The 22,625-nt window shown below is 54.0% G+C and carries 23 protein-coding genes; 14 read left to right on the top strand and 9 right to left on the bottom strand.

The window, feature by feature from the left end:
* Positions 1 to 14 precede the first annotated feature (14 nt).
* Entirely contained in the window at positions 15 to 284 is a 270-nt protein-coding gene (locus tag CA54_RS03445) for a MoaD/ThiS family protein (RefSeq protein ID WP_146369463.1), read from the bottom strand.
* 304 nt (positions 285 to 588) lie between these two features.
* Between CA54_RS03445 and CA54_RS03440 the strand changes: the two genes are divergently transcribed.
* From CA54_RS03440 to CA54_RS03405, 7 genes are all read left to right on the top strand, one after another.
* A complete protein-coding gene (locus tag CA54_RS03440) occupies positions 589 to 981 on the top strand; it encodes a hypothetical protein (protein ID WP_146369462.1) in 393 nt (130 codons plus the stop codon).
* A 98-nt stretch (positions 982 to 1,079) separates the two neighbouring features.
* Positions 1,080 to 1,544, top strand: a complete 465-nt coding sequence (locus tag CA54_RS03435; protein WP_146369461.1) for a hypothetical protein — start codon at positions 1,080 to 1,082, stop codon at positions 1,542 to 1,544.
* A 204-nt stretch (positions 1,545 to 1,748) separates the two neighbouring features.
* On the top strand, positions 1,749 to 2,159 hold the full coding sequence (locus CA54_RS03430; RefSeq protein WP_146369460.1) for a hypothetical protein: 411 nt from the start codon (positions 1,749 to 1,751) through the stop codon (positions 2,157 to 2,159).
* 609 nt (positions 2,160 to 2,768) lie between these two features.
* The gene (locus CA54_RS03425; RefSeq protein WP_146369459.1) at positions 2,769 to 3,122 is read left to right on the top strand and encodes a hypothetical protein; all 354 of its coding nucleotides are present in this window, start codon (positions 2,769 to 2,771) and stop codon (positions 3,120 to 3,122) included.
* Between the two features lie 1,405 nt (positions 3,123 to 4,527).
* Positions 4,528 to 4,860 carry a hypothetical protein gene (locus CA54_RS03415; RefSeq protein ID WP_146369457.1) on the top strand — a complete coding sequence of 111 codons (333 nt, stop codon included), beginning with the start codon at positions 4,528 to 4,530 and terminating at the stop codon, positions 4,858 to 4,860.
* A gap of 33 nt (positions 4,861 to 4,893) precedes the next feature.
* A complete protein-coding gene (locus CA54_RS03410) occupies positions 4,894 to 5,136 on the top strand; it encodes a hypothetical protein (protein WP_146369456.1) in 243 nt (80 codons plus the stop codon).
* Positions 5,137 to 5,759: 623 nt separating this feature from the next.
* Positions 5,760 to 7,004: an alpha/beta hydrolase family protein gene (locus CA54_RS03405; RefSeq protein WP_146369455.1), complete on the top strand. Its 1,245-nt coding sequence runs from the start codon at positions 5,760 to 5,762 to the stop codon at positions 7,002 to 7,004.
* A gap of 103 nt (positions 7,005 to 7,107) precedes the next feature.
* Here the strand turns inward: CA54_RS03405 and CA54_RS03400 are convergent, their stop codons facing one another.
* Entirely contained in the window at positions 7,108 to 7,644 is a 537-nt protein-coding gene (locus tag CA54_RS03400) for a DUF1349 domain-containing protein (RefSeq protein WP_197532177.1), read from the bottom strand.
* Positions 7,645 to 8,591: 947 nt separating this feature from the next.
* Between CA54_RS03400 and CA54_RS03395 the strand changes: the two genes are divergently transcribed.
* The 5 genes from CA54_RS03395 (at position 8,592) to CA54_RS03375 (ending at position 11,529) form a co-directional block, all read left to right on the top strand.
* Positions 8,592 to 8,969: a hypothetical protein gene (locus CA54_RS03395; protein WP_146369453.1), complete on the top strand. Its 378-nt coding sequence runs from the start codon at positions 8,592 to 8,594 to the stop codon at positions 8,967 to 8,969.
* A 201-nt stretch (positions 8,970 to 9,170) separates the two neighbouring features.
* Positions 9,171 to 9,926 carry a DUF6348 family protein gene (locus tag CA54_RS03390; RefSeq protein ID WP_146369452.1) on the top strand — a complete coding sequence of 252 codons (756 nt, stop codon included), beginning with the start codon at positions 9,171 to 9,173 and terminating at the stop codon, positions 9,924 to 9,926.
* Positions 9,927 to 9,947: 21 nt separating this feature from the next.
* Positions 9,948 to 10,391, top strand: a complete 444-nt coding sequence (locus CA54_RS03385; protein WP_146369451.1) for a hypothetical protein — start codon at positions 9,948 to 9,950, stop codon at positions 10,389 to 10,391.
* Between the two features lie 431 nt (positions 10,392 to 10,822).
* A complete protein-coding gene (locus CA54_RS03380; RefSeq protein ID WP_146369450.1) occupies positions 10,823 to 11,272 on the top strand; it encodes a hypothetical protein in 450 nt (149 codons plus the stop codon).
* Between the two features lie 29 nt (positions 11,273 to 11,301).
* On the top strand, positions 11,302 to 11,529 hold the full coding sequence (locus CA54_RS03375) for a hypothetical protein (RefSeq protein WP_146369449.1): 228 nt from the start codon (positions 11,302 to 11,304) through the stop codon (positions 11,527 to 11,529).
* 119 nt (positions 11,530 to 11,648) lie between these two features.
* Here the strand turns inward: CA54_RS03375 and miaB are convergent, their stop codons facing one another.
* Both miaB and CA54_RS03365 read right to left on the bottom strand, forming a co-directional pair.
* Positions 11,649 to 13,112: a tRNA (N6-isopentenyl adenosine(37)-C2)-methylthiotransferase MiaB gene (gene miaB, locus CA54_RS03370; RefSeq protein ID WP_146369448.1), complete on the bottom strand. Its 1,464-nt coding sequence runs from the start codon at positions 13,110 to 13,112 to the stop codon at positions 11,649 to 11,651.
* A 106-nt stretch (positions 13,113 to 13,218) separates the two neighbouring features.
* Positions 13,219 to 13,443 carry a hypothetical protein gene (locus tag CA54_RS03365; RefSeq protein WP_146369447.1) on the bottom strand — a complete coding sequence of 75 codons (225 nt, stop codon included), beginning with the start codon at positions 13,441 to 13,443 and terminating at the stop codon, positions 13,219 to 13,221.
* Positions 13,444 to 13,890: 447 nt separating this feature from the next.
* On the opposite strand from CA54_RS03365, the gene CA54_RS03360 reads away from it, so the two are divergent.
* The gene (locus CA54_RS03360; protein WP_146369446.1) at positions 13,891 to 15,471 is read left to right on the top strand and encodes an SDR family NAD(P)-dependent oxidoreductase; all 1,581 of its coding nucleotides are present in this window, start codon (positions 13,891 to 13,893) and stop codon (positions 15,469 to 15,471) included.
* Positions 15,472 to 15,624: 153 nt separating this feature from the next.
* Here the strand turns inward: CA54_RS03360 and CA54_RS03355 are convergent, their stop codons facing one another.
* On the bottom strand, positions 15,625 to 16,881 hold the full coding sequence (locus CA54_RS03355) for a hypothetical protein (protein WP_146369445.1): 1,257 nt from the start codon (positions 16,879 to 16,881) through the stop codon (positions 15,625 to 15,627).
* A 211-nt stretch (positions 16,882 to 17,092) separates the two neighbouring features.
* On the opposite strand from CA54_RS03355, the gene CA54_RS03350 reads away from it, so the two are divergent.
* A complete protein-coding gene (locus CA54_RS03350) occupies positions 17,093 to 17,995 on the top strand; it encodes a sugar phosphate isomerase/epimerase family protein (protein WP_146369444.1) in 903 nt (300 codons plus the stop codon).
* 66 nt (positions 17,996 to 18,061) lie between these two features.
* On the opposite strand, the gene CA54_RS03345 is transcribed toward CA54_RS03350, so the two are convergent.
* The 4 genes from CA54_RS03345 to CA54_RS03335 all read right to left on the bottom strand — a co-directional run bounded on the left by CA54_RS03345 (position 18,062) and on the right by CA54_RS03335 (position 22,476).
* Complete coding sequence (locus CA54_RS03345) at positions 18,062 to 19,684, bottom strand: trypsin-like peptidase domain-containing protein (protein WP_146369443.1); 1,623 nt, start codon at positions 19,682 to 19,684, stop codon at positions 18,062 to 18,064.
* Between the two features lie 650 nt (positions 19,685 to 20,334).
* On the bottom strand, positions 20,335 to 20,433 hold the full coding sequence (locus CA54_RS30145) for a 50S ribosomal protein bL37 (RefSeq protein ID WP_369299126.1): 99 nt from the start codon (positions 20,431 to 20,433) through the stop codon (positions 20,335 to 20,337).
* 154 nt (positions 20,434 to 20,587) lie between these two features.
* Positions 20,588 to 21,589, bottom strand: coding sequence for a 3'(2'),5'-bisphosphate nucleotidase (locus tag CA54_RS03340; RefSeq protein WP_146369442.1), 1,002 nt, complete (start codon positions 21,587 to 21,589; stop codon positions 20,588 to 20,590).
* A 95-nt stretch (positions 21,590 to 21,684) separates the two neighbouring features.
* The gene (locus CA54_RS03335) at positions 21,685 to 22,476 is read right to left on the bottom strand and encodes a phosphoadenylyl-sulfate reductase (RefSeq protein WP_146369441.1); all 792 of its coding nucleotides are present in this window, start codon (positions 22,474 to 22,476) and stop codon (positions 21,685 to 21,687) included.
* Between the last annotated feature and the right edge of the window lie 149 nt (positions 22,477 to 22,625).

Genomic DNA, 22,625 nt, shown 5'->3' with positions numbered 1-22,625 from the left:
CTAGAACTGTTGCGTTAGCCGCCCGACAAGGCCTGCATGACGAACACCTCGCTGGACGGTTCGAGCGAATCGCTCAGATCATTGTGATCGCAAATCGGCCGGCTGTCCACAAAAATCGTAATGTGCTGCCGCACACGATTTTGATCGTCCAACACATAACCCCGCAACCGCGGATTGTCGCGAAACACCGCCTCAAGCGCCTCCCGGAGCGTCACCGCTTCGACATCAACAACCGGACAGTCAAGATGCCGATTGAGGTTGGCAGTGAAATTCACGCGGGGCATTTGAGTGTGACCTTTAGCGGAGCGGCTTGGTAGATCCTGGTTTGCGATTCACCGCATACTATACCTCCCGGCGGCCGTGGCGTCACGGTCTTTTTGGGCTTTTTATTAGCGGCCGCAGTCGGATCGCTTGAGCAGAGTCAGTCTTTTGATGTGCCGAGCTACGACGGCACGTTTATCTCCTGAAGCGGTTTCGTTGTGACGTACAGCCGACGTTGAGATTGACGCTCATGCGGACCGGGGGTACTTTTCAATACGGACTATTGAGAGAAACACAAATTCTGCGGCACAAATGTTCGGACCACGTATGCGGACGATTCTTCAATTTACATACGACGTCATCGCGGGCGCTGCTGCTCACTTCATCCTGATGCTGGCTGGCGTTATTGTGGCGATGATCTGTTTTGGTAAACCGGATGAAGGGGTGACCGGTCTCATTATGTGCGTGATTGTCCCGTTCACGTGTGCCGGCATGTACATTGCCCATCGCGGTGTGCATTTTCCTCGGACTGTCTCAATGGTCTCCGGTGCTGTTGCCCTTCTCGTGCCACCGATCGTCATCGCTGCTTACTGGGATTGGAACTGGACTCAGATTGGACCAGATTATCTCGTTACTATCGTAGGGTTACCGTTTTCTGTCGTTGGTGCACATTACATCAAACAAACAGCAGTCGCGGCAACTCACCAACCGGATAAGTAATCCGCTGGAGTGCCCGTGCACGTCGCAATTCCGTGAATGCCGGCGGTAGATGATTCGCGAACTATCTTCTAATAGGACCGAATGCAATGCTTAAGCACATGATAATTCTTTCAACGCTCATCCTTGTCCCACTCGTTTGCATTAGGGGTGTTGCCGATGAAGCACCGCCTGAGGAGAAAGTAACGCTGCTGGGCATGCTTCTTGAATGGCAATACCCCGAATCAAAATTCAATGGCGCCGAAGGCTCTGGTGCCGCCATTCAAGGAGTCACCGCAATCAAGAGCAAAGCGATTCTCACAACACCGGACTCAGCAGAAAAAGTGATGGACTTCTATCGCAAAAAACTGAACGTTGACGCCGAGGGCAACAACTTGGGCGGAAAGAAAGGCGAACAGGTCAAGACGGAACGATCGATTTTGATTCAAGACGTTTCAGACGATCGCCCCTCCAAACTGTACGTCATCGCAATCAATGAAGCCAAATCCTCAACAACTTTAGTCGTGAGTCGGGTCGACGGTGAAGACGTAACGCGTATCGCTTGGTCAAACTATCGGGAAATTTGACCGTGATTCGAAGTGCTGACGAAGTGCCGACAAAGAGCAGGGCGTCGAATATCCGGCGAGTGCTCAATGCACCTGTGCTGTCGCATAACGAACATATGTACCAGAACGCAGGTGTCCGGCCAAATTGCAAATGCACACCCCCCAGCTAGAGTTTAGTGATTTGAAGCTTTCGCCGACAGAAGAATTTTTCCTCGGGAGCCCGCAATGACAACAGTTGGTTATCCAAAACTCAGGTTGCTGACTTCTGTGCTGGGCGGTTTAGCGGGCCTAACCGGCATCTTGCTGGTCGCGGTTGCTCGAGACTTTTTCATGCACCGCGAGCCAACGCTGCTGTCGATTGATTACACCACGATCGGTTGGGTGTTACGCATTATCGCTGTCTTGTGTGGCATCTTGGCGTTGGTTGGTTCACTCTGGGCTCGCCCCGTTACCCGAAAATATGCAATCGGAAAATGGTGGTACCGAATCGTCTTCACCATCGCCTGTTGTGCCATCGCTTACGAAATTGCCATCTCGGTTGTGGTTGGAATAATGATCTTAGGTGGTATGGCGTCCGCCTTCTCCGGTGGGGGTGATTGGGGTGAGGGTTTTGATCTCTTCGACTTTGGAGATTGAGGGCCAATCGTTGCATTACTGGGGTGCCACTGGCTCTGCCAGTGTTTTTCGTTTAGCCACAAAAAATGCGCCTGCTTGAAGTTCGGTTGGGCGAGCAATTCAAGAGCACTGGCGAAGCCAGTGGCACCCGTGCGGAGCGGCTTGGTAGATTCTGGTTTGCGATTCACCGCATACTATACCTCCCGGCAGCCGTGGCGTCACGGTCTTCTGGGGGGAATTCGAGAGCGGCCGCAGCCGGACCGCTCGATCAGAGTCTTTTTTCAACGTGTGGTGCTATGACGGCACGTTTATCTCCTAATGCGGCTTCGTTGTGAAGCACAGCCGACGTTGAGATTGACGCTCACGCGGACCGGGGGTACTTTCGAAAGCAGATTGTTGTGAGACCAACACGTTAGCCCACTGAGATCAATGCGCTGGGATGACCGAATCTTTACTGGAACACGTGGGAAATGGTCATGGATTGTCGTGCGCGAAGAGATTCGCGAAATTTCTACCCTGATTAAAGAGTACCACGTTGGGCAACGTCTTTGCTTCACTGCATCAGACTCGGCTCCGATCACCCCAGACTCTGGAACGCAAGCGAACAGATGGACACGAATAAACGGCGTTATGGTCAGTCCACTGATTTCGCCGCAATTAGAAATCCCTTGTGACACTGCTGATGGAATGGAGTGGTATGTGTTGCCATCCATTCCGCCATCGATCGACATCATGGATCACTATTTAGGTTACTGCGGATTCACACTCGCCGATCCGCATGCATTGGCTGCGTCGCAAGATCCGACTTGGGACCGAACGAATTACGATTGGCTAATCCCTTTGCAGCGACAATTCTGGGCGAGCATGGATCATCTGGATCCAATATCGTATGTTTCGAGCGGTGAGAACACTATCGTTGTCACTTGCGATTCAGCATTTGTGAACCGTGTACTGACCGTTGCACGTGAAGTCGTGGGAGACTAATCACTGGAAATGCAGCATGACTCGACAGATACAGGTTCGAATCGATGGCCTGTCCGCAACAATATCCTAGCCATTATTTGGATGATCGCGATACTTGGACTTCCGGTGACCTCATCCTATGAGCATTATCGCACCCAATCCCAACCAGAATACCGATTCGGCTCGTTACATTTGGCATTGCCAGCAATTGCATGTCTCATTCCGCTTTTTCTCAACCTCAGGTGGTCGTGGAAAATCGGTCTGTTTATTTTGACGCCCATCATTATTTTTGTATTAGAAATTACGGCTGTCCTGATCGACATTATTTTCTTCACTGGTTTTGACGGAGTCCATATTTGAGCCGCACCCGTGCGTGCTAAAGGGATTGTCAGAGAACTTTGAATTCACAAGTTTTGCGAGACAATAAAGTTGATCAGACTGCAAGAGGAGATTATTGAGAGTCGTCCGGGTTTCCATCGCGCGTCATTCCCGGAAGTCGGTGGCGGATACGAACTGACTACCTCGTGGCCAATGGCGCAAGCGTTTGGTGTGTTTGACGGAATCGACTTTTACTTTCGTGCTAAGCATGGTGGTTGGGAATTCCAAACAGAAAATAAGCAGGGCCACTTGTTCCCCGAAGAACATCCGAACTACTTCGTTAGTCGCGGCAGGTATGACGAGAAGAAACCGAACGTCTTTTCCAATGAGTGGTCGCTACGAATTCTACGAAAGTGTTTCGTCGAGTTCTGGGGCCCGCCTAGGACCGTATAGCCAATCACCCATGAGCGATGCCTACCAACGTCAACTACGCGAAAAGTTGGAGCAACTTCCATACTCCGACGCACCCGCTCCGTGGCGTCTTGCAGGGGGCTCATCGATTGGTGGGCTCACTGAGGTGGGGTACGCGGATGGTACTGACGATCTTCTGGTCGTTTCCTCGCAAGGCCGAGGCGTTTTTGATTGCCTCACTGGGACACGGATTGCGCGAGATCCTGAGGGAATGTTTCACAATCCGGATGCTTCCCGCTTGACGGCTCCCGGAATTGGAAAACATGAGTCGACGATTTTCAGAATGGCAGGTTTGTCGGGCGGCGGTCTTGCGGCATCCACCAATGACGGTTGGGTGCTCCATGTCCTCCAATTGCCATGGCCAATTCACGTTGTATTTCTGACATCGGAATATCAATACGTTTCCCAGGATGTCGCAAACGTCACAAAACTATGCAATGATGAACCGTGCGAATTTCGAGCTGCTGGATTTTCACCAACAGGACGTTCATTTGTGGTCGCAACGTCCGGAGAAGTGATTATCTATCGACGAGATTTGGCGTGATAAGCGCTAGGTGCGTCACGAAAGAAATCGCCATACACTGTAGCATGCATGAATCCATAACCGCGAACGAAATAATCAAGTGAAGTCAGCGAAATGGCACGCCCCATAAAGAAACGTCGCTTTCGGTCAATTGTCGTCGATGATGTGACGTATCAATGGCAATTTGAGGGCGTGCTCGTGGTCTACAGTGACAGCGAATCAAGTCGCCGCGGCCAAGCACTTGTTGCTGACTGGGGTTGGGTCGATTGGTTAGAACCTGAATACAGAGATGCACGACCTTTCGATCCGCATTGTGTGACTCCCAGCTTTGTACGATCTGCCATACAATTCGCAGTGACTGCCGGGTGGCAGTCGCACGAATCCGGAAAACCGTTCCGGATCACGTACCGCCAAGATCAGTTTGAACTTGCAACTGAAGCAACATGATCAATTGCCAGTGGCACCCGTGCGGAGGCCGAAATGCAATCCAACTTCACGTTAATCGACTTGGTCTCACAGCGACATGCGGTTCGCAAATACCTGCATGATTTTGATACCGCTGCTAAGTTGGAATGGATCGCAGCGCACGGCACGATTCGCACCGTTAGTTCAGGCTTTCGAGAAACCTATGCATTCGAGTCCCGACTCGGCTTGACCGCTGGCTTTTTCTTCGACGATTTGGGCGACTTTGTATTCTTGGGCGATCACTACACGTTCCAATGACTTTCATAGAACCGTGATTTGCCGTTCGTGGGTGGACAGGATAAACTTTCCCTGGCCCAGGGTGCCACTGGCTACGCCAGTGTTTTTCGATTGGACACAAAAAATGTCGCACGCTTAGAATGTGGTTCGGCATGCACTTCAAGAGCACTGGCGAAGCCAGTGGCACCCGTGCGCCTGCTGATTCGCGGGACTTTTTTGTTGGTTGGCATGGGCTGTTCGCCAATCCCGCTGAGACACCCTCTGGACAAACTTATCCCAGGTGTCGAATCTCTCCACTCATAAGCCCAAGCATGACTGCAACACGGATGAGCGCATTAAGTGCTCCAGATTTAACAGCGATGCCGACAATGTTGCGAGACGACCTTTAAAAAGCAAGAGAGCCTGTACACCGTGTTTCAGTCTCAGGTCACGCGAATCACTCTGGCCGCTCGACCTGTTCTCGCGGAATGTGGTAACATGCGACCCGGAGCTCTTCGGCGCCAATCTGGAATCCTTTTTCGACATGTCATTGCCCGAAGTGCCGCTTTCGTCGAAAGACCGACCCCACGGCACCAATCCGGCCGTTTTGCAGAACGTGCATAACAGAGCAAAGCGTTTCTCACTCACGTAAGGGAAATCGAATCATGCAACGACGAACGTTTTTAGGCTCTCTCGGTTTGGGCATGACAGCAGCAGCTTTCGGCGAAAATCTTTCTATATCACGGGCTCATTCCGCTGAAGCAATAAAAAGGAAGACTTTTACGACCAACCGCGAAGATGGGCGATTTCAGGACACTGCCGGGTTCCTGCAAAATCAGATGAAAATAAACCCGCCGAAGTTGGCGTTCAATCCCCACATGAAAAAGACGGAGTTTCCTGCCTGGCAGGAAGCGGTTCGAAAAAAACTGCGGGACCTGCTCGCATTCCCCGAGGTTCCCACACAGCCTGAACCGAAACGACTCTGGATCCGCCACCGGGAAGGGTACCAACTTCAAAAATGGGAAGCGTATCCCGAACCGGGTTGTGTCGTTCCCTTTATGGTTCTGATTCCAGACGGGATCACGCAAAGTACTCCCGCTGCAACCGTCATGTGTTTCCCCGGTTCGACTTGGAGTCTAGAAAGCCTGGTGGGCGAACCAGAAATTGGGAAAAAGGCAAAAGACAACGTCAAAAACCGTACTGACTGGAAATGGCAAGACAACCGGATGGCATTACACATCGCCCAACAGGGGATGGTGAGTATTGCCGTTGCCAACCCTGCCACGAACGATACCGACAGCCCGCTGCGGGGGCGTGCGCAAACCTCAATCAACGCAATCTTGCTGGGACGTTGTTATCTGGGCATCTCCGCTTTTCAAAAAGCACATATCATGGAATGGGCGAGTCGACAGCCATTCGTTGATAAAAACCGGATGGGAGTTTGCGGACATTCTCTCGGATCCGAGCCGGCAGATGTTTTAGGGGTTCTTTATCCTGACTTAGTAAAGGCCGTCGTCCATAACGATTTCTGTTGCAACTGGATTGAACGAACAATCGTCATGAATGGCGAACCGGTCTCCGATCATCACGTCATTCCAGGAATGTACCAATGGTTCGACGCGACCGACTGGGAGGCTTCGCTGGCTCCCAGACCGTTGCTATTCACCGAAGGAGGCCGAGCCAATCAGCTTGCGAAAATCGAAGCCGCCTACCGACTCAACGGTGCTGAGGACAAACTGAAGATTTACTACTACAAAAAATACAGTACCCCAGCCGACCGCCCCTTCGATTTCAAACCGATCCCTGAAGGGTTAACCGTCGAGGAATACTTCCAATACGCCAATGTCGATGCCCCCAAGCACGTCTTCCGCCCGATGCGCGTTGTGCCGTGGTTGAAGAAAGTTTTGTAGATTTGGCCGAATTCAGTTTTCTTCCACACGATCACCGCCAGTGTGCCTTGCTCTGAGTTTTACTGCGTTATCCCGGTGGGGGAATCACGGATGGCCTGCACTCCTATCTTCCACCATCTACAAGGTAGTCATCGAAAAGAACGGCGAAGCCGTTGCCTTTAGGGGCGGCCAACATCATTCCAACCTGCTGTTCGCGCTCATCCGTCAAGAACAGTTGGCGAATCATTTCGAATTCGATGCCGTCGAGCGAATAACTGATGGTAAAGGTCATTTCTTTGCGTTTGCATTGAATCCAGATCGCGGGCGGATTTGGCAGCGGAACGATCGACCAGTCTGAGTATTCACGAGTGACCACAGCACTGGCGTATTGCTTTCCGTTTAGAAACTCGATTCCACATTTGAGCCAAGTCCGTTCGTCGATTCGCACCATGAGTCCGGCCTGGTCGTATTGGGAGTTATATTCACCAGCCATTTTGACTCGTGCGGAGAAATCGCCGACCACGGAATCGAAGTAAAAATGACCGCTGTGACGAATCCCGTCGTCATGCGTTTTTCTCCAGAAGTCCGTTTCCGGTTCCGACCTAACGGAGAGGCCGTTGCTCCGAGCATTCCATTCTCCAGGTTCATTCAGCCATTGCATCGATGATATCCTCTATTCACTTCGTTCTTCAGAAAAAGGACTGAATCAGGTCCCAGAAGTACACGGTACGATTCGGCAAACCGCCGGGGTGCCACTGGCTCTGCCAGTGTTTTTAATTGGCCATAAAATACACCTGAATGGAATATGGTTGGACACGCAACCCATGAGCACTTACAAAGCCAGTGGCACCCGTGCGATGGTCGCAACGCGCGTAACGTCGTGGCCCGGTTTCGTTGATTGTTAAGGGCTGAAAATATCGTGGCCGTTGAAATTGAATTTGCCAACGTGATTATTCGAAAGTCGGCAATTGAGGCGAAGTACCCCGGTGGCCTCGATGGGTTTGCAGAGAGTGATCTCCCCAACTACATCGAAGATGACACTCTTGTGCGTGTTGGGTTCATGAGTACCGGGGAAGCACACAATCTGGCAGGCCACCTTTCACAACATGGTTTGACATTAAACGAGACAGCGCAATCAGATGTTGCGGTCGTCCAAGTCGACTCAATTCCCGACTGGCTGACGATTGGACCGGTCGACAATTCGATTGGTTGCTGGTTGATCGGAACTGACCCTGGCTCGCTGATAAAAGGCACGAATGGGTTCTTGCTTTGCTGCCCACGCGACCTATTCGATCGGCTTGAACTAGTGCTCGAATCAATATCGGCCGAGGTGGAACGATCAGAACCACCGAATGAAGATCGAAATGAGTTCTTTCAAGTCGTTCACTTCTCTTGCGGAAATGCATCCATCTCAGCAAACGTTATCGGAGAAAAGTCCGGAAATAGTCCCGTCGGTCTGTGGGGCAGACGTGATCTATCTCGGCGGCAGCACTGTGCAGGTGATGTCCGGTTTGCCGAAGCGATAGAATCGGTGCTCTTAGCCAATGGAGCTAAGAACCGATAGTGGCACCCGCGCGCCACCCGGTGAGTTCAGGAGTTGACAGTTCTATGAGTGAAACTTGGCTTCGCCTTCCAATTTACCTGGACGGTCAAGAGCGATTCGCTGCGAATCCTAGCGGTGACCTCACGGTCATTGATGCCTACGAACGAATGGACTTTGTTTTCAATGCTATTGAGTATTGCTTCGCAGAAGGTCGCTTAATGGACGTTGAGATATTCAATCTGCTGGACGGCTTGGGTGATCGAATCCGTCAACAGGACATACCGGAATTAGCTGAAATCTCGGATCTCGTGGATCGGATTAGTTCTCGCTATGGTTTCGAGCCCTCTGCGATGTCTGATTCAGGGTGGGTGCGGCAATCAGACTTGGGGGAGTATCTAATCTGGATTGACCAACAACAGATCGTCGCAGCAAAAAATGAGTAAGTGTTGAGACGAAAAAGAGATCATAGATCAGGTGATAAAATGGAAGAACCTTCACGGGTAGCCCAGATCGTTTCCATCTGAAACCACGAAGTCGGCAGGTGGTCAGCCCGCAAATTTGCCGGCACGATACAAATTACTCCAGCGGCTGCGTATTTCTTTAAATATAGGTCAAAATTGTTCAATACACTACGCCATTTCGCGATGATTCTACTGGCCACACTGACCGGCTGCTCTGAATCGCCGCCGCCAATGCCAGGGCCGTTTAACGCAGCATCACAGCCAACAACAGATGTGCGCGGTGATTCGACCATCAATCCTCTCCTTGTGAAACTGCTGCGCGATCACGGATTGGATGCCACGAGTCGCGATGGCTGGATTCTTGTTGATAATCGTCCATCCATTTGCGGCGCTATTGTCCGAGAAATGCAACCATCCTCGAACGTGACGAGCATTCAAATCGACTTCTATTTGCGAGTCGACCCGGACCGTATTCTCATGGAATCATTCGCTGGAATCGGCCTGACAAAAGATGAAGCCATTACCGACGGCATTCAGAACTTTGTGGCGAACTCATTCCATGTTCTTCTGGCGGCGTTTTATCGCGATGGCGATGATGATCAGGTCGAAACAGAACAATGGGACATCAATGGCCAATCGAGGCGCGTGACTATCGGAAACATGGGTATCCGTGGCACGGTGCCAAATCCTGATGAACCACCAATCGCATGGTTTAAGGCCCTCGAATCCCTAATTAAGGCATCCTCGCTGCCGCCTGGTACACACTGGGTCCGTTGCTACTATTCCCAAATGCAAAACCATCCAACTGCCCTTGAAGTACTACTTGATAACGGTGATTGGGGTACAGTCCGGTCCGAAATGTTACAGGTAAACTGGCCCCAAGGCGAAGACTTTTACAGTGTTCGCGTCTTCCTGGTTGTCCAAGACAGGGAAGGGTGAGAAAGCGATGTAGCGAAGTGTATGGCCCCAAAAGAATCTTACGGGGCCACACGCCAGGGTGCCACTGGCTCTGCCAGTGTTTTTCGATTGGACACAAAAAATGTCGCACGCTTAGAATGTGGTTTGGCATGCATTTCAGAAGCACTGGCGAAGCCAGTGGCACCCGCGCGCATGGTGCGGAGCGTTGCATCAACAATTACATCAAGAGAGGATCGAGGAAAAATGCAACAGAATCCTTTGGAAGGAGTAACGCTGGAATCTTTCGAGCAGTTAGAATCAGGATTATTAAACTGGCGTTCTTTTGCGGATGATACCGTATATGACGCAGCTGGGATGATGGCCCTGTTTTGTGCGTGTCTCCATAATCTCGACAATTATGCCCTACTGACAGAATTGGAAGACTTTAGCGAAACTCTTTCGCAAGAAGAGAGAGCTTTTCTAAATCGATTATGTTCTACGGATTAATTTTGATGGACGTGCGTTTATCTGTTGCAGTAGCCCCCGGCGCGCGGACCAAAAACAATGACCGATGTAAACCAATCCATCAAGCGAATGACAGCAGGGTTGCATTGACGGGAAATTTGGGTTTCGGGCTTGAGTATCACTGGCAGAGCGAATAGTACCCTAAAAGGTACTTACTAGGCTCTGTCGGAAAACGTCAAATTCCCATGATTCTGAAGTAACGTTCGACAAAGGCCATTTTGATGAAGCCGCTGTAGTTTTTTGCCGTCTTGTCGAAACGCCAGGGTGCCACTGGCTCTGCCAGTGTTTTTCGATTGGACACGAAGAATGACGCACGCTTAGAATGTGGTTTGGCATGCATTTCAAAAGCACTGGCGAAGCCAGTGGCACCCGTGCGCTAGAGAACATGGTCGTTATGCAGTAAGGAGTGCTCGATGATACAACCACTTCCTGCCGACTCGCGAACCTGTGGCGACGCTGCCATCCCGCGCACGCAAATTGCTCGGATCCTGCGACGTATTCTCGCTGCTGTGCTCATCCTGACGGCGATCGGAATCAGCTGGTACTACACCCTGTTTGTCTATTCTCGACCAATAACACGCTACGATCAACTCGAAACATACGTAGGCAAGCGCGTCACATTCACGACGATTGTGAACCTCCGGGAGTATAAGGCGTTTCAACTTGTCTATCTTGACGACAAGCCGATCCGATTTTTGCATAAGCTGGGCGGTATCGACTGGTCACCGGAACCAGAAGAAGAATGTCGTGTGGTCGGATTCATTGAACACGATCCGAAAAACGAGTGGGTCATCCAGTACCGCTTGTCGCAGGCCGAATACTTTCCACTTGGCAGCGGTTCCGATGATGAATCCGGGATGTAACAGTGGCACTCCGTGCGAAGGGAGATATTATGTCGGACTTGGTTAGAATCGATATGCTCAGCGACAACGAACTCAAACACGAGCATTGGTTCTCGCCGGAATCAAATCTGGGATCGACGCGGTTTACGCATCTGCCCACCGGCATTTCGGTTTTCCGTGCATACCCGAACGACGTCCCCGTTAACAGGATTCGATGCGAGTTGCTTGAAGAACTTGAGCAGGCAGTCGGTGATTTCGATATGAACAATCAACCGTAACCGCACGGCTACCCATCCCCTTTCCTCACTCCTCATGCAACGCAACAACTGCGGCTTCTTGCGGGCTGCGCCCGCCCTGATTGCTGCGCAATCACGGCTACCCATTCCGTCTGGCGGGCTTACCCCAAGATCGGCAAACCCCCATCGGCGGTGTGTTGTAACTCACGCGTCACGATCGTGCCGATCAAGGTCGTCGCTGTGCAGTCGTCGATTCGTACGCGGGTGGTGCTGCCGGTGAGGCGGCGGTTGCCGTCGAAGACGACGATGCGGTCGCAACGGGTGCGGCCGGAAAGCTGGGTTTTGGGGATGCTGTCATCGTCGCCCGCTTTAACGGCGTTTTTGCTGGGGCCTTCGACGAGAATGTCATATTCGCGGCCGATGCGGGCGGCGTTGTCCTCTTCGCTGATTTCGTTCTGCAAATCGAGCATCTCGTTGTTGCGGCGACGCTTGGTCTCTTCGGGCACATCGTCCAACATGATCGCATCGGCCTTGGTGCCGGTGCGGGCGCTGTACTTAAAGATAAAGCTGTTCTTGAAGCGGAACTCGCGAATCAGCTCCATGCTCTTTTCATGCGCGGCATCGGTCTCGCCGCAAAAGCCGACAATGAAGTCGCTGGAGACAGAACAATCCGGCACGGTTTCATGAATGCGGTGCATCATTTCGCGGTAATGCTCAACGGTGTAACCCCGCTTCATCCGCTTGAGCATTTCATCACAACCCGACTGCGCCGGCACGTGCAAGTAATGCGCGACCTTCGGCAGATCTCGCACCGCTTGCAGAAGATCATCGGTCATGTCGCGAGGATAGTTCGTCACGAACTTGATCCGCTCCAGGCCGGGGGTGTCGTGAAAACTGGCGATCAAATCAGACAACCGATATTCGCGACCATCCTCGGTGTGCCGGTAGCTATTGACCGTTTGCCCGAGCAGGGTGACTTCCTTGACCCCTTCGGCGGCGAGTTGCTGGACTTCTTGCACGATGTGTTTGGGGGAACGGCTTTGTTCCGGACCGCGCGTCATGGGGACCACGCAGTAGGTGCAAAACTTGTCGCAACCAATCATGATCCGCACGTAGGCTTGAAATGCCGAGGGCCGCATTTCCGGATCGCGCAGTGGATCGTAACTTTCAAAACTGTCGGCGACCTTTTGACGCGTGGCGTCGCGACGGGCGAGGCTGATCGCCATCTGCCGTTCGCGGTTCTCGCGGGCGTTGTCGATCAACAGCGGGATTTCGGATAACTGTCCGGTCCCCACGACTAGGTCGACGTGCGGCGCTTTTTGAAAGATCAGTTTTTGATCCTTCTGAGCCATACAGCCCATCACGCCGATGACTTGATCGGGCCGCTTGCGTTTGCTGTATTTCAACCGGCCCAGGGCGGAATAGATTTTGTGCTCGGCATGTTCGCGGACGCTGCAGGTGTTAAACAGCACCGTGTCGGCGTCGGCCACATCGGCGGTCAGTTCATAACCATGTTTGCGCAGGGCGGCGACAACCAGTTCGCTGTCCAGTTCGTTCATCTGGCAGCCGACGGTGTGGATAAACAGTTTGCCGTTGTGCACGGCTGTTTCGGCCGATGTGGTCATAGATTCTTCGCGCCGTTGTCGGTATTTCTCACGTGAGTCAGGCAGCGGCCTGACGGAATTTTAGTCGGGGCGCCTTCCTGGCTGATGTACGGGCGTCCGAAACGGATTATGCCGTTTTGGCCGTTGCTTGCTGTTTTCCGCCCGCTGGTGGTGCCGCTTGCTGAGTCAAACCTTGATTGATTCGCAATCGCGCTTGAATGGCGGCATCGCGCCGCGCACGACTGCGGTGATTGGCCATCAACGTGGTCAACGATCTCAGTGCCAACACCGAAGCAACAGCATACAGGCCCAATTGCCATAACTCCATGACGTCCTCCTTGATTTTCGTCATGTTTCGCCGGTTTCCTTGGCTGGAAACGATAACACAGCCTGCGGGTTGCTTCAAGACGAGGTCCGTTCGGCGGGGATTCACCACGGAGCCACGGAGAGCACGGAGGTGCTTGCAGCATCGAATGTTACGGCGATAGTCGCATGCGGTAGGTCGAGGATCATTGGCAGTCGCAATGGGTGTGTGTTGGGAAATCGGCGTTGAAGTCAATTTTTGGCCGAAGGCCATAGTCATTTTGCCAGGTGAATATGGCCTTCGGCCAATGGATTTGGGGGGCGGACCGTATCCCCAGGGCGTTGCCCTGGGCTATGTTGTTTATTGGCTTTCAGCCAATATGTGCGCTGAATTAAGCCTTAGCGCGGCGGGCATTGGATGCTTGTGTGGCGATTCGCTAATATGCGCTGCGGTCCTCTGAAACTGACACCTGATTTTATCTAAACGATATCCCCAATGACCTTGGCAGACGATGCGGAATCCGCAGCTGACCCTGAACCCACCCATGACGCGATGGTTGAGGCCATTGCGGTCCTCGAACAATTGGCGGCCGATCGTGGCTTGCTGGAACGTTTGTCCCAGGAGGAGATGCATCGCTTGATGCGGGCGGCTGAGGGCGTGGCGGTGCCGGATCGTGTTTCCCGCATGAAACTGCGACGAGCGATCCAAAAACGGGAAAAAGCAGCACTGGCTGAGCAGAAGGCGGCGGACGAATCGCTGCTGGCCCAGACCGGAATTCGCAAGCAATTTGCCCCCAAACGCATCAAACAGGCCTGCGCCCCGGCCCCCTTCGAACCGGAGCTGCCTCCGGCCAACACGCAACCCGACGACCAATTCGGTCCCCGCCTGCAGGTCCCCCGCAGTTGTTACATCTGCAAGCGGGACTACGACCGTGTGCATCAGTTCTACGACTCGATGTGCCCCGATTGCGCCTCGCTCAACTGGACCAAACGAAACCAAACAGCGGATTTGTCAGGGCGGTATGCACTGCTCACCGGCGGACGCGTGAAAATCGGTTTTCAGGCTGCTCTGAAGTTGCTCCGCGCCGGGGCTTATGTGGTCGTCACGACCCGTTTTCCCCGTGATGCCTCGCAACGATTTCTTGACGAAGCGGATAGCGGGGACTGGAAGGACCGGCTGCAATTGTACGGCATCGACTTGCGGCACACGCCGAGCGTCGAGTTGCTGGCCGAACATCTAGTCGCTACGTTACCGCGACTCGATTTTCTATTGAACAACGCCTGCCAAACCGTCCGCCGTCCGCCGGGATTTTATGCGCACCTGATGGAGGGGGAAACTCGGTCGTTGGAAGCACTGCCGGCCGCAGCAGAACCGTTGTTAGCTTCATATGAGCAATTGCGGGGCCAAGGTCTGATCAGCCCCACCAACGGCAAGACGCTGCCCGCACAGGTCCGCGATAGTCTAGCCGGCATTCAACGTGCGGCGGAGTTATCGCAAATTCCGTTGGCTCCCGGTGATCATGCCAGCGGAGCGGAGGTTTTTCCCACCGGGCAATACGATCATGATCTGCAGCAAGTCGATCTACGATCGATCAACAGTTGGCGGTTGCCGTTGGCCGATGTGCCGACGGTCGAATTGCTGGAAGTCCATTTGGTGAATGCAGTCGCTCCGTTCATTCTCAATGCCCGCCTGAAACCACTGATGCTCCGCGTCCCGACGCGTGACAAACACATCGTCAACGTCTCGGCCATGGAGGGGATTTTTTACCGGGCCTATAAGACCGACAAACATCCGCACACGAACATGGCCAAAGCAGCGTTGAACATGATGACGCGGACCTCCGCCCAGGATTACGTCGCCGACGGCATTCATATGAACAGCGTCGATACCGGTTGGATCACCGACGAAGACCCGGCCGACATTGCCGAGCGCAAACGCGAGGAACTCGGCTTCCACCCCCCGCTGGACACCATCGACGCAGCCGCCCGCATCTGCGACCCCATTTTTGCCGGAATGCTCAGCGGCGAACATCTGTGGGGGAATTTTTTGAAGGATTATCAGATTGCAAATTGGTGAGATTTGGCGTGGGGGATTCATTGTAACCGGTGGCATTGTGTTTGGCCTTCAGCCAAATTGGTCGTCGATTTCCCGGGGCGTTGCCCCAGGGATCCGTGTAACATCGAATACGCCTTGACCAAAGGCCATATTCACCAACGGCGCAAACATCCCTTAAATATATTCGCCGCGCCCAATCACGTCCGCCAATCGCACACATTCCCGCGGCAAATCCAACACGCCGGCTAAATGCAAAATCCACACGATCAACCCCTGCTGGGGATGAAAATACAATTCGTGTAGCGCCTTTTGCGTTTTGTTGCCGACCGTGGCTGTGTAGTGGGCATTGGGCATTTGGAAGAAGGTGTGCAGTTGGAAACTACCGGCGCCGCGGAGGGCGTATTCGAGGGCCATTTTTCCGCTATGGATATCGCCGGTGGCGGACCAGGGGAGGGGGGTGTCGCATTCGGTGGGGAAGCGGGACATGATGCGGAGGTTGCGGTCGCTTAGATCCGGGCCGCCGTATGCGATGCCTCGCTTGCCGTCGAATTCGCGCTTGGGATCGAATAGGCGATTGCCGTAGATGAAAAATTCGGGGCGATGCTCGCCGTCGTGAATGGCCCGCAGCATGGCCAGTTGGAAGTCATCATCGAACAGGGCATTGAAGAGTTTAAGTCCCACGCGAATCTGGGCCGCGTCGGCCAGTCCCTCGCGAATTAAGCGCGGGACGGTTCTTAACCATTCGAGGATTTTTGCCTGTTGGGCCGCGTGGTCGCTGCCGGCGAGGGTGGGGCTGAAATCTTTTTCCAACGGCATCGGTGCATCGGTCGCAGCGCCGGCTTGCCAGGCTTCTAAGATCTTGGCGGTTGTGTAACGGTATTCGCTCTCCTTCCACACAACCTCTGTAGGCGTTGGGAGATGGTATTTGCAGGAGGGGACGATTAACGTGTTTCTGTCAGCGGCGATTTGGCGGGCAGCGCGGATCAGTTGTAGGTATTCGTCAAACGTCCCCCACCAGCCGCGGCCTTTCCAACTCACGGTCCAGCCCGTCTCGCCTGATTGCCCGGTGATCGGCTCGACGACCATACGCGATTCCTTAACGGCCCATTCCCCCATGGTCTGCGCGCCGGTTTCGTCTTGGGCAATCACCGTTTTGAGCACCACAAAACCGAGCCCGGCTTGAACGTCTTCTTCGACTTGCCGCGCAGTCATCGACAATTGGCCGGAGGCTTTGCCGAACGGATTGGTGATCGGCAAGCCCGCATAGGTCGTGGAGACATCGAGGTGATACCGCTCCGCTAGATACGCTTCAAGATTCGTCGGCAGCCCTTGCTTGGCAAATATTTGATAGTCCCGCGCGATCGTATCCCGCAGGGCAGCATCCACGACGGGGTGTTCGGGCAATAGGTGCGGTGAGGTGGTTTCAGACATGGGCGTGGGTTCTAGTGTGAACGTCTCGCAATTCGGAATATGGCGGTCTATAGTCAAGGTAACCGTTGGATGCGGGCAATGGCAGTCCGTAGCGAATTGAAAACTATTCGAGGAAAATTCAAAACCCTCTGATGCGTCCCGCCAAAACTTATAAGTATGTTTCTGAGACAAGCACAACCGGATTTTGAAATAGATTCAAGGCAGCAGACAGATGAAGATCGCATTTTCGACATTGGGGACACCGCAATGGAGTTGGGAGCAATTGCTCGAGCGGGGCAAGGCCTATGGGTATTCCGGTGTGGAGATTCGTCTGTTGGAGGGGGAGACCGACTTGTTGGCCCGCGCGGAATTTCAGTCGGAGCAGTTGCCGGTGCGGCGCGCGGAATTGGCAGCGGCCGAGTTTCAGGTGTGCGGACTGGCCTCATCGGTACGATTCGACGATCCCGATCCCGCGCAGCGTGAACAGCAACTGGAGATCGGCCGGGCCTATATCGACTTGGCAGCTGCGTTAGGTGCGGAGTTTGTGCGGGTCTTCGGCGACACCTTGCCTTCCGCCGAAAACCAAGCGGGGCGTGCGACGGTCATCGCGCAAGTGGCTGCGGGAATCACAGCGCTGGCCGACTATGGCATCGAGCAGAAGGTAGAGGTGCTGATCGAGACGCATGGCGATTTTTCTGATTCGCATGCGATGCAGGCGATGATGGAGCAAGTCGAGTGCGACAACGCAGGCGTGCTGTGGGATACGCATCATCCCTGGCGGTTTTACGAGGAACCGCTCTCAGAGACTTTTGCCCGGCTGAAACCTTGGGTTCGCCACACGCATTGGAAGGATTCGGTCGTGCGGCCGGAATCGGTTTCTGGTGCGGAAACCGACGCGGCTGCTCAAGCAGCCCATGCGTTGATGAGCGGACATCGGCATGCCGATTACGTGTTGTTCGGCGGGGGAGGATTTCCCGCGATCAAGGCGATGCAATTATTACAATGGTCCGCGTACGACGGCTGGTATTCCTTGGAGTGGGAAAAGGCGTGGCATCCGGAGATCGAGGATCCCGAAATCGCGCTGCCGTTGTTCCCCGACAAGATCCGCCTCTTAGCATCGCAATGCCGCAGTTAATGCGCTGACGGAAAATTCGTCGCCCCCAATGGGCGTCGTGGCATGGTTCTTTTTGCCGCTTCGATGTTATTTAACGCGTTGGCGGCGGTAGGGGCGGAGGATTTTGGCTGTGGTGGGCGTTTTTGCAACCGGCGCCAGTTTGGGTTTTGTAACGACCTGCGGCGAATTGGGGTTGGGGGTTTTCTTCGTGGTGGGGAAGGACTTTCTGAGCGACGTTGTGTTGTACATGGGATCCGATTCCAACTCGTTGGTCAGGTACTTCACAAACTTGTCGCTGGCGCGGTTGAGGATCACTACGCGACTGGCGGCGCGGGGATTGTTGATGGGCCGCACGACGCAGACCACTTCAGCTTCGCCCACTTTGGAGAGCGCCTCTTGCAGGGCGCCGAGGTCGGTGCCGCCGCTAGTCAATTCATCCATCGCCGCCGCCTCTGATGCAGCCACCGCACCATCCAGGTCTTCAGCGGTGTAAACTCGCTCTTGTTCGTTCTCGTCGTTGATTACGATTTCATCGCCCAGGTTTTCCTCATTGTTGTCGGCAATCACCGGTGCGTTGGACTCGGTCGTTGTTTCGGGTTGATACAGGTGTGACAGCTGGCAACGATCAAGCAGTTGTTGAATCGGTTTGAGGCCAGCATATAGTCCGCGGTGATCTTGAGGGTCGCGGGCAAAGCAAACGCCAACCACCGCGCCATGTTCGTCAAACAATCCGCCACCGGAACGGCCTTCGACCGGCTCGCCGGTGCACTCGATGTTGTCCGGCCCCAGATAACGATTCAGTGAGACGACGCGGTGTTGTTGCAAAGTGGGGTCATCGCCTCCGCCACAACCAACGCTGGCAACCGCTTGGCCTTTTTTAACGCCGTGCCCGACCGGGGCGACGGGAGTGTGGGGGAAACTTTCATCGGACGGAAATTCCAACAGCCCAACGTCCGCTTTTTCGTTATAGGCAACGACTTTCGCGACATAGGTACTGCGTTGCCGACCCGAGAAGATGTCAATTTCCATCGTGCCGCTTTTGACCATGCCGCGACAAATGTGTCCGCAGGTAAGAATCATGGTGCGGCCTTCGCCGCTGGAGATAATCGTGCCGGAGCCATAATTGATACCTGTGCCGTTGTTGGCGCGAATGCGAACACTGGCTTCCATGGGCGTGGCGATCTGCGAGGCCGCGGGGGCATCGTCACCCTCGTCGATGTTGGCACGCACCGTGGCTTCGCTGAGGTCGACCGCCGGCTCGTCGTCGGCCTTGCCGAGAAATGGAATGTGGAACCGCGTCTTTTTAGGGCGTGAGGCCACGCGGCCGCGTCCGGCGGGCGCAGCTGTGGAGCGATTGCTGGCAAGTTGTACCTCCGCTCCGGTTTTGGACGGTGCCGCTTCACGGGGGATTTTGGCGAACATCTCGCGCAGTTTTGCTTCATTGGTCGCCCCGACAATCCGTTGGGCTTCTTTGCCATCGATCACCAAGACAAACGCCGGGATGCTGGTGACATTATATTTCGCCGAAAAGGCGCGATACTTGTCGACGTCGATTTTTTTAATGGGCAGTCCCTGACGTTCCAAACGCGAAACCATAGGACTCATTTGTTGGCAGGGACCGCACCAACTGGCAGTGAATTCGTAAACAACACCTCGTGGCGTCGCACCAAGCACGAGCGCTGACATAACGAGTAGTTGGGAAGTAACCATATTCAAGCAACTCCGGATGTGAAGTGGAGGAAGTGATTTCGCAGTGGGGGAGAGAGAGGAGAGGGGGCTTTAGCAACCGCGAAAGCGGAGAACTTTGCAAAGCCAATGCGACGCGGGGAATCGTGCCGAGAGAGGGGAATTGGCGACACGGCGTCGTGGACAGCAAAGCCTGAGGGGATTTGAATCCGTATCCTGCACGCGGGGATTGGGTCGGACGCCCCACACGAGGGGGATCGGGGCGTCAAGGCGTCGCGGGAGACGCCGTACGGCAGGACTACGCATCAATCAGGCCTCCATGCCCAACATTTTGCAAAGTTTTCCAAACATTTGAAAAAACTACAACAACGACTCGCCTTCCTGGCTCGTCGTAACTTGCCGAACAATCACTGGTTTCCTGGGTCGGAGAGGCGTTGTTCAGCAAGTTGCCGCAGCGACATTCGCCGCAACGAAGTTATCAATATGCAGCAGGCGTGCCGAATTCTTGGAAAGCATAATCTTAAAATGAAAAGAGATAAAGTTTTAATTCATAAGGGATTACGAGATACGCCGCCGAGAGTTTTGAGGTGGCGGATTGTGCTCAGCGCATGCAAAACGGCAGACCGAAAAGGCCTGCCGTTTTGAATAGTTTGGTGATTCGTCGCAAACGAATACTACGTTTTCAGCTTCGCTCGTTTGGCTTTGCGGGCCTTAGAACTGGCCGGACGGGCACCATGATTCGCCTTTTTCAATTTCCGCTGTGTTTTCGCCATTGTATGACCTCGTAATTATGAGTTGAGTTTTCGGTTGAGTTCGGATCGAACATTATAGCAGGTGAGCGAACCTGTCGAAAGGGAAGCGGATTATGGGGAAAATAAAGCCGCCCACTCCTCCTCAAGCCTCTCCTCTGGCGCCTCACGCCTATTTTCAAAACCCCAAGACCTCAGCCGTAGCCCGCACCACGCGTTCGTGTAGGGCGGCGTTGGTGGCGATGATGCCGCGATTGTTGACCAGCCCGCGTCCTTGGGTGAAATCCAGCGGTTTGCCTATGAGGTCAGTCACCACACCACCCGCTTCGGTCACCACGATCTCTCCGGCCGCGTGATCCCAGATCTTTTCGGTATAGCTGGCATCGGGGGAGAGTCGTATATAGGCGACCGACTCGCCGCGTGCCACGGTAGCGTACTTGGCTTGGCTGTCGAGACGCACCGGTTCGCCGGTCATTTGTGCTTTTTCGGCGATTTGTGCCATTTCATCGTGGCTGGCATGTCCCGACTCGACCGATTCGCACCGCCGGGCCGAAGCGGGATCGTCGGAAGTGGAAACGGCGATCGGCGACAATTCCCCGAGCGTCCCATCAGCCGGCATTTTGGCGGCCTGTGATCCTTCGCCTTTGACCGCCACGAAGGCATATCCGGCATCGGGACCGGTCGCCTCGTCCATCGATTCAGGCAGATTCGGACAGCCCAGCACGCCAAGTTGGACCTGGCCGTTTTCGATCAGGGCCAAGGCGATCGCGTATTGTTCTTTGCGGAGAAAACCTTTGGTGCCATCGATGGGGTCCAATACCCAAAATCGCCCCTGTGCTCCACCAGCGGCCTGTCCGCGGTCAATCCAATCCAGCACGGTTTCACTGGTCGGATCATCGTCGCGTGCTGATTGCACCTCGGTGACAACTCGATTTCGCAATTCCTCAGCGCTCGCCTCACGCAGTTGGTCCGCACCTTCTTCACCGACCAATGCGTCGTCGGGAAATTGTTCGGCCAATAGACCACTGATCAATGCTTGCACGGCAAAGTCGGCTACTGTGACGGGCGAGCGGTCTTTTTTGTCCAGGCTGTCCAGCGCAATGCCGGATTGCACGCGGCGACAAATTGCGGCGGCCGCCTGTACAGCAGAGAGAGCAAATTCCTTTTCCGATTCCAGCATGCTAAGTCCTGTCTTAAAACGAATCTTATAATGTCATCCAGGTTCCTGATTGTGGTTGGGGAAACGTCTGGAGACTCTATTACTTGACTGCAGCTTCAAATGACGAAATCATCGTTGCGGCCGAGGATTTTGTCGATCAATTCCGAGGGTAACTCGATCGCGGGTGATCCACCACGGTCGACATCGGTGGGGTTGATCCCGCAATACATGGCCCAAGGCCCCAGATGCCGCCAGCGTCCGGCCCGTTTTTCTTCGTCGGGCAGGACGGGGGTGGTGCAACGATTGCAGCCAATCGTGGAAAATCCTTGTTCGTGCAGTGGGTTAACGATCACACTCTGCCGCACGATGTAATCATTAAAGTCTTGATCGCTGAAATTCGCGAGGACGTTGATTTTCAGCGTTTGGGTATTGGTGTCGATCGAGAGTATCGGAACGTTCCCTCGTCGTCCGCCATCGGCGCGGCGCAGACTGCTGATCAGCGCATCAAAGTCGCTGGTGGCCTGCATCAGCGGTTCGGTTTTCCGCAGGTCGCAGCATTTGGCTTGGCCATCGGGCGTCAGGTACAGCACGCCCATTTCGGCCGATTGTTCCGCCATGGTCTGCTGTGGATGCAGTGTGATGACGTCCAACCCGTAATCGGAGATCATGCGGTCGCGGGTTTCGAGCGTTTCCTGAAAATGGACACCGGTGTCGACGAAGAGGACCTTGAGCGGCAACTTGGCGGCCGAAGCCATATGGCAGACGACACTGCCCGCCTTTTGCATGGCCGACATAATGGCAATGCGTTCGCCAAAGATCGATGCGGCCCACGCCAGCAACTCCTGCGGCGTACGCTCTTCCATCGAACGATTGAGATCAGTGAGATCAACCTGGGATAGTTTGGCCATGGGTGCTTAAGTGCACTTTTTGATTCTGTGGGTGATGCGTGTCGGTCTGACTTACCGACATTCAGAGGATGTGTGAGATCTCGACGCACGGAGGTATTGGGGACTCTTTAGTACGACAACGCTCCATTGAATATTCGGTCGTCCCGATT

Source organism: Symmachiella macrocystis, assembly GCF_007860075.1.
Taxonomy (GTDB): domain Bacteria; phylum Planctomycetota; class Planctomycetia; order Planctomycetales; family Planctomycetaceae; genus Symmachiella; species Symmachiella macrocystis.
The sequence above is the reverse complement of the archived record's forward strand: the minus strand, read 5'-3'. Positions and strand labels throughout refer to the sequence as shown.

Bases quoted from the DNA above. Each gene is read 5' to 3' on its own strand.
- CA54_RS30145 (WP_369299126.1), bottom strand. From the start codon at position 20,433: ATGGCGAAAACACAGCGGAAATTGAAAAAGGCGAATCATGGTGCCCGT.
- CA54_RS03390 (WP_146369452.1), top strand. From the start codon at position 9,171: ATGATTCTACTGGCCACACTGACCGGCTGCTCTGAATCGCCGCCGCCA.
- CA54_RS03380 (WP_146369450.1), top strand. From the start codon at position 10,823: ATGATACAACCACTTCCTGCCGACTCGCGAACCTGTGGCGACGCTGCC.
- CA54_RS03430 (WP_146369460.1), top strand. From the start codon at position 1,749: ATGACAACAGTTGGTTATCCAAAACTCAGGTTGCTGACTTCTGTGCTG.
- CA54_RS03355 (WP_146369445.1), bottom strand. From the start codon at position 16,881: ATGTCTGAAACCACCTCACCGCACCTATTGCCCGAACACCCCGTCGTG.
- CA54_RS03400 (WP_197532177.1), bottom strand. From the start codon at position 7,644: ATGCAATGGCTGAATGAACCTGGAGAATGGAATGCTCGGAGCAACGGC.
- CA54_RS03425 (WP_146369459.1), top strand. From the start codon at position 2,769: ATGGTCAGTCCACTGATTTCGCCGCAATTAGAAATCCCTTGTGACACT.
- CA54_RS03445 (WP_146369463.1), bottom strand. From the start codon at position 284: ATGCCCCGCGTGAATTTCACTGCCAACCTCAATCGGCATCTTGACTGT.
- CA54_RS03410 (WP_146369456.1), top strand. From the start codon at position 4,894: ATGCAATCCAACTTCACGTTAATCGACTTGGTCTCACAGCGACATGCG.
- CA54_RS03385 (WP_146369451.1), top strand. From the start codon at position 9,948: ATGGCCCCAAAAGAATCTTACGGGGCCACACGCCAGGGTGCCACTGGC.
- CA54_RS03345 (WP_146369443.1), bottom strand. From the start codon at position 19,684: ATGGTTACTTCCCAACTACTCGTTATGTCAGCGCTCGTGCTTGGTGCG.
- CA54_RS03440 (WP_146369462.1), top strand. From the start codon at position 589: ATGCGGACGATTCTTCAATTTACATACGACGTCATCGCGGGCGCTGCT.
- CA54_RS03350 (WP_146369444.1), top strand. From the start codon at position 17,093: ATGAAGATCGCATTTTCGACATTGGGGACACCGCAATGGAGTTGGGAG.
- CA54_RS03335 (WP_146369441.1), bottom strand. From the start codon at position 22,476: ATGGCCAAACTATCCCAGGTTGATCTCACTGATCTCAATCGTTCGATG.
- CA54_RS03405 (WP_146369455.1), top strand. From the start codon at position 5,760: ATGCAACGACGAACGTTTTTAGGCTCTCTCGGTTTGGGCATGACAGCA.
- CA54_RS03415 (WP_146369457.1), top strand. From the start codon at position 4,528: ATGGCACGCCCCATAAAGAAACGTCGCTTTCGGTCAATTGTCGTCGAT.
- miaB (WP_146369448.1), bottom strand. From the start codon at position 13,112: ATGACCACATCGGCCGAAACAGCCGTGCACAACGGCAAACTGTTTATC.
- CA54_RS03395 (WP_146369453.1), top strand. From the start codon at position 8,592: ATGAGTGAAACTTGGCTTCGCCTTCCAATTTACCTGGACGGTCAAGAG.
- CA54_RS03375 (WP_146369449.1), top strand. From the start codon at position 11,302: ATGTCGGACTTGGTTAGAATCGATATGCTCAGCGACAACGAACTCAAA.
- CA54_RS03435 (WP_146369461.1), top strand. From the start codon at position 1,080: ATGATAATTCTTTCAACGCTCATCCTTGTCCCACTCGTTTGCATTAGG.
- CA54_RS03340 (WP_146369442.1), bottom strand. From the start codon at position 21,589: ATGCTGGAATCGGAAAAGGAATTTGCTCTCTCTGCTGTACAGGCGGCC.
- CA54_RS03360 (WP_146369446.1), top strand. From the start codon at position 13,891: ATGACCTTGGCAGACGATGCGGAATCCGCAGCTGACCCTGAACCCACC.
- CA54_RS03365 (WP_146369447.1), bottom strand. From the start codon at position 13,443: ATGACGAAAATCAAGGAGGACGTCATGGAGTTATGGCAATTGGGCCTG.